Raw genomic sequence first — 13079 nt, forward strand, 5'->3', positions numbered from 1 at the left:
AACTTAGATCATTCTTTCAATTTATATGACCATTGCGGTATTTCGCTAAAATCATATATCAATTGAATTTCTGAGTAATCTTTGATACTGTACATAGATACAAGACAATAAGGATTTGTTATGTAAGACTCTGCAGTTTTTAACTCTATGTCTTCATATATCTTAACTTCAGTAAAAAGGCATACATCAGGATGATCGGCAAAATTATCCGGCAGAATATAAAAACTACTTTCAATTATTGAATTTGGATTTTCTCTGCTGAAATGTTCTTTGTTTATTGTAAATAATCTATCAACAAATACATTATGTGAATAGGGCTGCAATTGTTTGCGGCCCTTTCCTTCATATACAGCTTTTTTAAGGTAAGGTTCAAAATCAAAAAAACTAAAAGCAAGATCGATCTTTATTTCTTCTGGAATAAATAAGGAATGGGATGATAACTGCTGCATAATATTTTTTGTAATAGCGACTTGCGGCTCTCGGGTTAATGCATAATGCATAGTTTCAGAAATGGCAAGATCGATACTAAAATCTTCCGGCTTTATATAAGTTGTGGCATCTGCTTCTACTAGTTGCATTTTATAATCTTCCAGATTAAAAATTGACAAAAGATTTTGGACAGATTTAATGGATGAATTATTAATATCTATTAAAACAGCATTAATCCTCTCTTTATTAAATAATGGAAGTAAAGGCAGAATTAAAGTTGCATAAGGCCCACAGCCGGCATATAGTACATTAATACTTCTCTCCGGAAAATCTGCACATAATTTAATCAAAGCTTTGTAGACACCTTTAATAAAAAAAACAGTACGCAGATAATCATCAACACAGTCTGCTGCCCCTGAACTTGATAAGGCAACACCACCTTTAATAGAAATTTCATTGCTTTCTGAATGTTTGAACTTTGTATTTTCATTATAAAAATCTGAAAGTTTTTGAGCACTTTTTATATGCTCATTAACCGTATTTGACGCAATGATAGATTTAACAATAATCGTAAGTTCTTCTTTATACATGTTTTATAACTTCTAAGAATGTGTTTTTTGAAGTTAGAAATATAAGTTAAAAATATAATGCCACAATGTTAACAGATAAAATTTAATATCGTAATTATGAAAAAACTCTACTTATTATTAATTCTGCTATTTTTTGCGATACAGCATATTAATTCGCAGACAACTGACACATTTGAAAGTTATACTGCGGGGGTTTCAACTTTTACAAATGGAACCAAAACATTTAATCTAACGAGCACTTTTATCAGCTTTACTGTTTTTCAACTAGCAGGCCAAGGTTATAATAGCTCAAATAAGTTCATTCAAGTTGCTGACGACAATGTAACTGGTGGTATGGGGCAGACTGGAACTATCACAGATGCTACTGGAAGCTTTAAGGTTAGCAGCTTATGGGTATATGTTTCAGGTAATTCTGGGCTGAACCCTGGAGTCAGTTTTAATGGAGCTCCTGGGTCCGTGACTTTTACAGGAAAACTCGCTGGAGTTACAAAATATACTATAGTAAAAAATACTACTGGAGCCGATATAGGAAATGCAGCCCCTAACAAAGGATTTTTTAATGTAAATTTTGCCACTGATGGAAGTGCTGATTACACTAATATAATAATAGATCAACTTGATATTCAACTAGGTAGTAATTATGATTATTTTGCGGTTGATAATTTTGCGTTCTCAAACGGAGCGGTTGCACCTACTGTAACTTCTACTGCAGCTTCAGCCGTCAAATCGGTTTCGGCAACACTTGGAGGTAATGTAACTGCTGATGGCGGAGATGCTTCTATAGAAAGAGGTATAGTATGGGCTACAACAGCAAATCCAACTACGGCAAATAACAAAGTTCAAATTGGAACTGGTACAGGAACGTTTAGTAATGCAGTAACAGGACTTCCTGCTGCAACAACTATTCATTTTAGGGCCTATGCCATAAACAGCGGAGGAACAAGTTACGGAAATGATTTAACTTTTACTACTGGAGCTGCATTAACTGCTCCTGCACTTTCAAAAACAGACGTAAGCTGTAATGGAGGCAGTAATGGTACTGCTACAGTTACCCCTTCTGGAGGAACAACTCCTTATACTTATTTATGGTCTAATAGTGCTACAACTGCAACTACAACTGGTCTAATAGCAGGAAGCTATAGTGTAACGGTTACAGATGCTGAATCAACACAAATAACAAGAAATGTTATAATAAACCAGCCAACAGTGCTTAATGGTACAGCTTCAGTAACTTCTGTTTCATGTTTTGGAGGTTCAAATGGTACTGCAACTGCCACTCCAACTGGAGGAACTCCGTCATATACCTATCTATGGTCAAATGGCGCTACAACTGCAACTGCAACTGGTCTTACAGCTGGAACCTATAGTGTTACAATTACTGATGCTAACTCCTGCCAAAAAGTAATAACCGGTATAGTCGTAGGCGGACCAGCCGCAGTATTAAGTGCAACACCTTCTACAACAGGCGTTATTTGTTTTGGAGGATCTAATGGAACTGCTACAATTACACCGTCTGGAGGCACATCTCCTTATACTTATTTATGGTCTAATGGTGCAGCAACACAAACGGCCTCTGGACTTACTGCAGGTACTTATAGCGCAACTATTACAGACAATAACTCTTGTACTTTAACTGTAAATAATATCACAGTTCTTGGACCACCTTCTGCAATGGCTGCAACAACTGCTGCAACTCCAGTTTCTTGTTTTGGAGGTTCAAATGGTACTGCAACCGTTACTGCTTCTGGAGGTACAGGCCCTTATACATATGTATGGACTCCATCTGGAAAAACCACTGCTATTGCTACTGGTCTTACAGCTGGAACTTATAGTGTTACAATTACCGATAGTAATACATGTACTTATACTGTAAATAATATTATAGTAGGCAGCCCTGCTGCTGCATTGAGCGGTACACCGTCTTCAACTCCGGTTTCATGTTTTGGCGGAGCTAATGGTACTGCTACAATTACAGCTGCCGGGGGAACATCTCCTTATACTTATTTATGGTCTAATGGTGCTGCAACTGCGACCGCTACTGGTCTTACTGCTGGAACTTATAGTGTTACAATTACTGACAATAACTCATGTATTGCAACGATAAATAGTATCGTAGTAGGCAGTCCGGCTGCTGTATTGAGCGGGACACCGTCTTCAACTCCGGTTTCGTGTTTTGGAGGAACTAACGGTACTGCTACAATTACAGCTGCTGGGGGTACAGGTCCATACACTTACTTATGGTCTAATGGTGCTGCAACCGCTACTGCCACAGGTCTTACCGCTGGAACTTATAGTGTTACAATTACTGACAATAACACATGTACTGCAACTATAAATAGTATCGTAGTAGGCAGCCCTGCTGCTGCACTTACAGCTACTGCGGGTGGGTCTACAAACGTTTCATGTAATGGAGGGTCTAATGGTACTGCAACCGTAAATGTTACAGGAGGAACAGCCGCATATACTTATTCCTGGGCGCCTTCTGGAGGAACTGCTGCAACCGCAACTGGACTGGCTGCTGGAACTTATACTGTTACTGTTACTGACGCTAATTCATGTCAAACAACTCAAAGCTTTACTATTACTGAACCTGCTGCTCTTACTGCAAGTTTTGGTTCTCAAACAAATGTTTCTTGCAACGGAGGAACTAATGGATCTGCAACTGTAAATGTTACAGGAGGAACCAGTGCTTATACCTATTCATGGTCACCATCAGGAGGAACTGCTGCAACAGCAACTGGATTAAGCGCAGGGACTTATACTGTTACAATAACCGATGCAAATTCATGTCAGGCTACACAAAGTTTTACTATTACTGAACCTTCAGCTTTAGCAGCATCACCAGTCGCACAAACTAATGTAGCCTGCTTTGGTGGTACAACAGGATCTGCGACTGTAAATGTATCTGGAGGAACTGGAGGATATACTTATTCCTGGGCTCCTTCTGGAGGAACTGCCGCCACTGCTGCAGGATTAGGAGCGGGAACCTATATTGTTACAGTTACCGATGCTAACTTATGCCAAACTACTCAAAGTTTTACAATTACTGAACCTGCAGCGTCACTTACAGCAAGTTTTGGTTCTCAAACGAATGTTTCTTGCAACGGAGGAGCTAATGGATCTGCAACTGTTAATGTTACTGGAGGAACAGGTGCTTACATATATTCCTGGGCGCCTTCTGGAGGAACAAGTGCGACTGCCTCTGGACTTACTGCAGGTACTTACACTGTTACTGTAACAGATGCAAATTCATGTCAAACCACACAAAGCTTTACTATTACTGAACCTGCTGTCTTAGCAGCCACACCATCTCAAACGAATGTTTTATGTAATGGAGCTTCAACGGGATTTGCAAGTGTTGCAGTAACTGGAGGAACGGGTGCTTATACCTATTCATGGTCACCATCAGGAGGAACTGCTGCAACCGCAACTGGTCTTGCTGCAGGGACTTATACTGTTACAATAACCGATGCAAATTCATGTCAGGCTACACAAAATTTTACTATTACTGAACCTGCTGCTTTAACAGCATCACCAGTCGCACAAACTAATGTAGCCTGCTTTGGCGGGAACACTGGATCGGCGACTGTAACTGCATCTGGAGGAACAGGAGGATATACCTATTCTTGGGCACCTGCTGGAGGCACTGCCGCTACAGCTGCAGGATTAGTAGCTGGGACTTATACTGTTACAGTTACTGATTCTAACTTATGTCAAACTACTCAAAATTTTACAATTACTGAGCCTGCCGCTGCTCTTACAGCTACTGCGGGTGGATCTACAAACGTTTCATGTAACGGAGGAGCTAATGGATCAGCAACTGTAAATGTTTCAGGAGGAACTGGAGGATATACTTATTCCTGGGCGCCTTCTGGAGGAACTGCTGCAACAGCTTTTGGACTGGCTGCAGGAACTTATACTGTTACTGTTACTGACGCTAATTCATGTCAAACAACTCAAAGCTTTACTATTACTGAACCTGCTGCTCTTACTGCAAGTTTTGGTTCTCAAACAAATGTTTCTTGCAACGGAGGAACTAATGGATCTGCAACTGTAAATGTTACAGGAGGAACAGGTGCTTACACATATTCTTGGGCGCCTTCTGGAGGAACTGCTGCAACAGCTTCTGGATTACCTGCGGGAACTTATACTGTTACCGTTATAGATGCCAATTTGTGTCAGACTACACAAAGCTTTACTATTACAGAACCTGCTGTACTATCTGCTGTACCATCACAAACCAATGTTCTTTGTAATGGAGATGCGACTGGTACAGCTACAGTAAATGTATCTGGAGGCACATCCGGATATACATATTTATGGTCTCCTTCTGGAGGAACTGCGGCAACAGCTATTGGATTATCAATAGGAAATTATAGCTGTCTTATTACTGATGCTAATGGATGTACTATTACAGAAAACTTTACGATCACGCAGCCATCAGCTTTATTAGCTACACAAAATCAAATAAATGCAACCTGTTCAACAAGTGGAGAGGCTTCTGTAAGTGTCAGCGGTGGTACAGCTCCATATTCTTATTTATGGTCACCATCTGGTGCTGCAACTGCAACTGCAACTGGTTTAACTGCCGGAGCTAATAGTGTCGTAATTACAGATGCTAATGGTTGTACAATAACCAGAAACTTTACAATTACTACAACAAATAGCTTAGCAGCAATTACTTCACAAACTGATGTATCATGTTTTGGTGCTAATACAGGATCTGCCTCTGTAGTTCCAAGTGGAGCACCTGGACCTTTCACTTACGTATGGACACCATCTGGCGGAAATGCTGATACAGCAACTAATCTTACAGCTGGTAATTATTCTGTAACGATTACATCTTCTAATGGCTGTTCTATTGTAAAAAACTTTACTATTACAGAACCAACTGAAATTATAGTAACTCCAAATCCACAAATAAATGTTTCTTGTAATGGAGGAGCAAATGGATCTGCAGGTGTTACTGTTACAGGAGGAACCGGAGCTTATATTTACTCTTGGGCTCCTTCTGGAGGAACAGCAGCAACAGCAAATGGTCTTGCTGCAGGAACCTATACTGTAACAATACAAGATTTTAACTTATGTACAAAAACACAAAGTTTTACTATATCTGAACCAGCAATTCTTTCTGCTGCAACATCACAAACAGATGTTTCCTGTAATGGAGGAGCTAACGGAACGGCAACGGTAAATGTAACTGGAGGAACTGGAGCATATACATACTCTTGGGCTCCTGCAGGAGGAACTGCTGCAACTGCAACTGGATTAAGCGCAGGAACTTACACTGCTACAATTACAGATGCTAATTCATGTCAGACAACCGCAGCTGTTACAATTACAGAACCGGCTATTCTTGCTGCAACAGCATCTCAAACTGATGTTACTTGTAATGGATTAAATAACGGAACTGCTACAGTAATTCCAACTGGAGGTACTGTACCATATACTTATTCTTGGGCTCCTGCCGGAGGAACAGCAGCTACTGCTTCTGGATTAAGTCCTGGAACTTATACAGCAACAATTACAGATGCTAACGGATGTACTACTACTCAATCTGTTACAATTACTGAACCTTCTGTACTTGCTGTAACTCCATCTCATATTGATGTTTCTTGTAATGGAGGAGCTAACGGATCTGCAACAGTAAATGTTACAGGCGGAACCGGAGCTTATACTTATTCTTGGGCGCCATCTGGAGGAACAGCTGCAACAGCAACTGGATTAAGCGCAGGAACTTATACTGCTACAATTACTGATGCTAATGGTTGTTCTACTACAGAAACTATTACTATTACACAGCCTGCTGCCCTTTCTGTAACTTCATCTAAAACAGATGTTTCTTGTAATGGAGGGGCTAACGGAACGGCATCTGTAAATGTAACCGGAGGAACCGGAGCTTATACTTACTCTTGGGCGCCAGCCGGAGGAACTGCTGCAACAGCAACTGGATTAAGCGCAGGAACTTATACCGTAACAATAACTGATGCAAATGCATGCCAAACAACACAAAGCTTTACTATTACTGAACCAACAATCCTTGCCGCAACTATATCCAAAACAGATGTTTCCTGCAACGGAGGAACTAACGGAACCGCAGCTGTAACAACAGCTGGAGGAACTGCACCATATACTTATTCTTGGGCACCAGCCGGAGGAACGGCAGCTACTGCTTCTGGATTAAGTGCAGGAACTTATGCTGCTACAATTACAGATGCTAACGGATGTACTACAGCGCAATCTGTTACTATAACTGAACCAGCAATTCTTGCAGCAACAATATCTAAAACAGATGTTTCTTGTAATGCAGGAGTTAACGGAACTGCAACGGTAACTGCAGCTGGAGGTACAGCACCATATACTTATTCTTGGTCCCCTTCTGGAGGAACAGCTGCAACAGCTGCAGGATTAAGCGCAGGAACTTACACTGCAACTATTACGGATGCTAACGGTTGTACTACAACGCAATCTGTTACAATTACTGAGCCTTCTGTCCTTTCTGTAACTTCATCTAAAATAGATGTTTCTTGTAATGGAGAAGCTAATGGATCTGCAGCTGTAAATGTAACCGGAGGAACCGGAGCTTATACTTACTCTTGGGTGCCATCTGGAGGAACAGCTGCAACAGCAACTGGATTAAGCGCAGGAACTTATACTGCAACTATTACAGACGCTAACGGTTGTATCGCAACTGAGTCTATCGTAATTACTGAACCAATTGTTCTTACTGCAACGTCTACTAGTACAGATGTTTCATGCAATGGAGGGGCTAACGGAACTGGGACAGTAATTGCTGCAGGAGGAACTGCACCTTATACTTATGCATGGTCACCTTCTGGAGGATCTGCTGCAACTGCTGCAGGATTAAGCGCAGGAGAATATTTTGTAACAGTTACAGATGCTAATGGTTGTACAACAGTAGAATCGATTTCAATTACAGAACCAAATGCTCTTGCGGCAACAATATCTAAAACTGATGTTTCTTGTAACGGAGGAACTAACGGAACTGCAACGGTAACTGTAACCGGAGGAACTGGAGCTTATACTTATTCTTGGACCCCTTCTGGAGGAACAGCTGCAACAGCAACTGGATTAAGTGCAGGAACTTATACTGTAACTATTACAGACGCCAATGGTTGTACTGCAGCACAATCTGTAGCTATTATTACAACTCCAGACGTAACGGCGCCAGTACCAACTGTAGCTAATCTTCCAGAAATTACTAACTATTGTTCAGTATTAGCAGCAGAAATCGCTATTCCAACTGCTACAGATAATTGTGCCGGAATTCTAAATGGAACTACAACTGATCCTTTAAGCTACAATGCTGCAGGAACTTATGTAATTACATGGAAATACGATGACGGAAATGGAAACATTACAACACAGCCGCAAACTATAAAAGTAATTGCTTCTCCATTGAATGCAGTAACTTTCAGCAACGCTCAATTTACGTATGATGGAAATGCTCATACACTGCAGGTTGCGAATCTTCCAACAGGAGCAACTGTTACATATTCTGCAAATAATACGTCAACAAATGCTGGTACTTATGTAGTTACTGCTACGATAACACCATCTGCTAGTGCGCCAAATTGTACTGTTGTAACTCTTACGGCAAATCTTGTTATTAATAAAGCTGCACAGCAAATTACATTTGGTGCAATTCCGGTTAAAACACTTGGAGCAAATAATACTTTTAATTTAACAGCGGCTTCAAATTCAAATTTAGCTGTTACTTACACATCAACTTACAATACACCGCTGGCTCCTGCCACAGTTTCTGCTGCTGGTGAAGTAAATATGTTAAGATCTGGTGAAGTATTAATTACTGCTCATCAGGCTGGAGATAATAATTATCTTCCTGCTGCCGATGTTTCACAATTGTTAGTTATCTTAAATAACAATATCGATGTTAAGAGAATCACTATAGGAACAAAAGCTTTTGAAAACCCTGGAAAAACAATTTTTTATGTTCTGCCATGCGGAGAAACAAATCCAACTGTTTCTGTCTTAAATGAATCGGGTGCAGTTATAACTCCTTCTGCTAATTTTACAATTCAAACTCCTAAACCGGGAATTTACAATCAGAATGTAACAATTACATCACAAGACGGAAGTTTATCTGCAACATACACTATCATAATCGTGAAACCATTTAATTTCTTTGACATTGTTAAACAGAAATTTAATAACGTACTTCTTGTAAATAACAATCCGCAGACAAATGGCGGTTATGAGTTTGTTTCTTACGAATGGTTCAAAAACGAACAGCTAATAGGAACCGGTCAGTATTATTCTGCAGGAAACAGCATTACTTCGTTATTAGACCCAACGGCAGATTATAGTGTAAAAATGACAACTAAAGATGGAAAAGTACTGTATGCATGTGCTTCTAAAATTACATTGACAAATACTCTGCAGGCAAAACTTTATCCTAACCCAATTGAAATTGGAAAAGTAATTACTGTCGAAGCAGATTTCCCTGCAGAAGAATTAGAGAAAATGCAAATTAGTCTTTACACAGTTACCGGCCAATTGGTAAAAACTGTACAATCATCTACAGCTAAAACCGAAATACAATTACCTCAAACAACTGAGAGCAATATGTACATGGTAGTTCTTGAAACACCAAATATCAAAAAATCTTTCAAGGTAATTGTAAAATAAATAAACCCTGCCAGTACTAGATAAAAATAGTACTGGCATAATATAATAACTTAAGATGAAAAAAAATATTAACAGCTATATCACATCGATTGCCATTTTTACGGCATTTCTCGCAGCGTCTTTAAATAGTTATAGCCAGGATAAAAAACAAGAATTCTCGATTTCTTTAGGAGGGCCTTTTTCCTATATCGATTCAAATTCAGCAGGAAAAACAGTACCCGGAAACGGTGTAAGCGCAGGTTTTCGTTATTCTTATTATTTAAATGAAGGATTAAGCATCGGAATTGGAGTTGAATATCAAACCTACAGTTCTGATTTAAAATTCAATTCCTTAGGAGGATCATATGCAGCTACTGACGCTGAAAATGAAAATTTCCAGTTTAGATACAGAGCTGCTAATTTAAGAGAAGAACAAAAAATGGATTATATTAATGTTCCAATCACAATACAATTTGAAACTCCGGGTACATCAAAATTTTATATTGCGGCCGGTGGTAAAATTGGTTTCGCTTCAGGCGGAAGTTATCAAACGACTATTCAAAATGTAACAACGAGCGGTTATTATCCACAATACAATGCAGAATTGTTCTCACCAGCCTTTGCAGGTTTTGCAAGCACTGATAATTTAGTCACAAACAAACACGACCTTGATACCAAAGTTTCATATTCAGCAACTTTTGAAACAGGTTTGAAACAAGTTATCGGAAACAGAAATTCAATATACATTGGTGTTTATTTTGATTACGGTTTAAATAATATCTACGATAAAAGCGGAGATAAACATCTTGTACAATACAATCCTGAGCTGCCTGTAGAATTAGGATACAACAGCATATTTGATACAAATTTGAGCAGTAATGTTAGACTTGTTTCATATGGTCTTAAATTAAGATTTGCACTGCGATAATTGCTTTTGACCAATTAAAAAAAGCTATTCAGTATTGAATAGCTTTTTTTGCTTTATAAAGGTCTAAATCCAGAACAATTATCCTTACTTCTTTTGCTGACCCGGAGCGTAAGCTTTTGCACTTTTACTTCCTGACATTTTTTTGGCCTGTCCAGGAGGAATTTTTCCTGATGATGAATGTGAATGATGAATACTGCAGCTTGCAATACACAATGTCAATAAAGCAAAAGAGAAAAATTTAATAAAATTAGTAGTTTTCATAAATTAATTTTTTTTATGACCAAAAATACAGTTTTGAATATAAAAAAACTTTATAACCATTATAAATAACGAGAACCTGTAAAAGATTTTTTCCCTTACAGTTTTTTTTCATTTATAATATTCAATTCTACTTTTTAATAGTATCAGTTTTAACAGCTCTAACTGTGTCTGTTACAGTTGTGTCAATATCTGGCCCTACCGTATCAATAATCGTTTTAGTCGAATCTGCATGATCTGGAGACTCAGTTTTAGTCTCGTTCTTCTTGCATGAAAATGCTAATCCCGTTAACAGTACCAGCATTGCAGTTTTAGTTTTTAATAGCGTTTTCATAATTATACTTTTTCTGTTTGCATTCGTTTTAATATTTCAAATTTAACTTTCTGAATATCAAAACCATTACATAATTACAGCTATCATTTATATGAATCAAAGAAATAAGTATAAAACCCTTAAAAATTTGATTTTTAAAGCCTGAAAATTTTATTCCTCATACATTTCCATCCAAAGCCGGGTTTCTTCAAGATCAAGTTCTTTTTCTATTTTGCGGAAAATCTCCTCGTTTACTGAACCCGCTTTATGCATAACTTCGAGTTTGCTTCGTTCTACATTCAAAAGATCAATTTGAATTTTGGTAAAATCATTAAAAATTTCATTTCCAAATACTTTACCATTTCCAAAAAAATTCGCCGGAAGTTCGGTCTTCTGCAAACGATTAAATTTTACTTCATATTTACTTTTAATATTATGCAGTAATTCATCATCCAGCAGCGAAAAATTATCTTCGATATGCGCAATAGTTTCAGAAACAATAATATTTCGAATATCATATTCTTCAGCCAAAATAGAATAACGCTCAATTTTAAGCTTTTTAATAAGCCACGGAAGCGTAAGTCCCTGAATAACCAAAGTGGAAAGAATCACACAAAAAACCAAATAAATAATCAGGTTACGAAGCGGAAATTCTTCAGTTTTATTCAGCATTAACGGAAGTGCCAGAGCCGCTGCCATAGAAACTACACCGCGCATTCCCGACCATCCAAAAATAATCATGTTTCGATAATCAAATTCTTCTTTCATTCGAATTTTTTTACTGAGCATTCTCGGAATCATCGTTGCCGGAATTACCCACAAAAAACGAACTATAATCACAACAATACTAATCACGGCACCCCAGATAAATAACAAATCTCCTGAATAATTACTGATTCCTTCAATAATCTGCCGGAGCTGTAATCCAATTAAAATGAAGATTAAACCATTAAGAATATTACTTAAAACATCCCATATTGTATAAGACATGATGCGGCTTTCATGAGAAAAAATAGTACCTGATCTTGCAGCCAAAAAAAGTCCGGTAGCTACTACTGCCAAAACTCCCGAGCCATGAAAATGTTCGGCAATCAGATAAGACGAAAATGGCGTCAATAACGTAAGTGTTACCTCAATAATGTCATCGCAAACAAATCTTTTATGAATATAATACATTATAAAACCAACAGCCAGACCTATTGCAATTCCCAAAACCGACATCAAAACAAAGTTTAATCCAGCCTGCCACAAAACGAAATTTCCTGCTGTAATTGCAGTTAAAGCATATTTATACGCCACAAGACCGCTGGCATCATTTACCAAACTCTCTCCTTCAAGAATTGCAATTAATCTTGGATGAAGACCTAAACCTTTAGTAATTGACGTCGCAGAAACTGCATCAGGAGGCGAAACAATAGCGCCAAGTAAAAAAGCTAACGGCCAGGAAATATCATCTATAAGCCAGTGTGCAACAACAGCAACCAGTCCTGTAGTAAAAAAAACCAAGCCAACGGCTGCTAAAGTTATCGGGCGGATCGTCTGTTTAAAATCAGACCAGCTTGTATGCCATGCTGCGTGATACAAGAGAGGCGGCAAAAATACAATAAAAACAATTTCAGGATTCAGCGCAATAACCGGCAGTCCTGGTACGACACTGATAATTACACCGCAAAGCACCAGTACAATAGGAATTGGAAAATTATACCTTTTACTTATTAAACTAAGAAAAGCTACGCCAAAAAGTAACATTATAATTACTGTAATATTTTCCATTTACTGCGGGTATTTATTTGTTTTGGATGATAATTTCTGGTTGCTAAATTAAGATTTTATGAGAACTAAATTAAATTCTCAATAAAAAGAATGCCTAATTTATTGGTATACATCTTTAATTTAAACACATAAAAAAAGC

General features: G+C 38.3%; 6 protein-coding genes. 2 read left to right on the top strand and 4 right to left on the bottom strand.

All coding sequences use genetic code 11. From position 1 onward, the window contains the following. Positions 1 to 8: 8 nt before the first annotated feature. Entirely contained in the window at positions 9 to 1019 is a 1011-nt protein-coding gene (locus AABD74_RS17500) for a hypothetical protein (RefSeq protein WP_406843730.1), read from the bottom strand. 96 nt (positions 1020 to 1115) lie between these two features. Here AABD74_RS17500 and AABD74_RS17505 point away from each other — a divergent pair, with 96 nt between their 5' ends. Continuing rightward, complete coding sequence (locus tag AABD74_RS17505) at positions 1116 to 9689, top strand: T9SS type A sorting domain-containing protein (protein ID WP_406843731.1); 8574 nt, start codon at positions 1116 to 1118, stop codon at positions 9687 to 9689. A 55-nt stretch (positions 9690 to 9744) separates the two neighbouring features. Further along, positions 9745 to 10596 (top strand): outer membrane beta-barrel protein, encoded by an 852-nt coding sequence (locus tag AABD74_RS17510; RefSeq protein ID WP_232682051.1) that lies wholly within the window; start codon positions 9745 to 9747, stop codon positions 10594 to 10596. 84 nt (positions 10597 to 10680) lie between these two features. Here the strand turns inward: AABD74_RS17510 and AABD74_RS17515 are convergent, their stop codons facing one another. The 3 genes from AABD74_RS17515 to AABD74_RS17525 all read right to left on the bottom strand — a co-directional run bounded on the left by AABD74_RS17515 (position 10681) and on the right by AABD74_RS17525 (position 12940). Continuing rightward, positions 10681 to 10857, bottom strand: coding sequence for a hypothetical protein (locus tag AABD74_RS17515; protein WP_232682438.1), 177 nt, complete (start codon positions 10855 to 10857; stop codon positions 10681 to 10683). Positions 10858 to 10984: 127 nt separating this feature from the next. Continuing rightward, positions 10985 to 11188, bottom strand: coding sequence for a hypothetical protein (locus AABD74_RS17520; protein ID WP_232682437.1), 204 nt, complete (start codon positions 11186 to 11188; stop codon positions 10985 to 10987). Positions 11189 to 11338: 150 nt separating this feature from the next. After that, the gene (locus AABD74_RS17525; protein ID WP_232682436.1) at positions 11339 to 12940 is read right to left on the bottom strand and encodes a Na+/H+ antiporter; all 1602 of its coding nucleotides are present in this window, start codon (positions 12938 to 12940) and stop codon (positions 11339 to 11341) included. Positions 12941 to 13079: the final 139 nt, after the last annotated feature.

Origin of the sequence: Flavobacterium soyae (assembly GCF_045348165.1) — a bacterium.
Taxonomy (GTDB): Bacteria; Bacteroidota; Bacteroidia; order Flavobacteriales; family Flavobacteriaceae; genus Flavobacterium; species Flavobacterium soyae.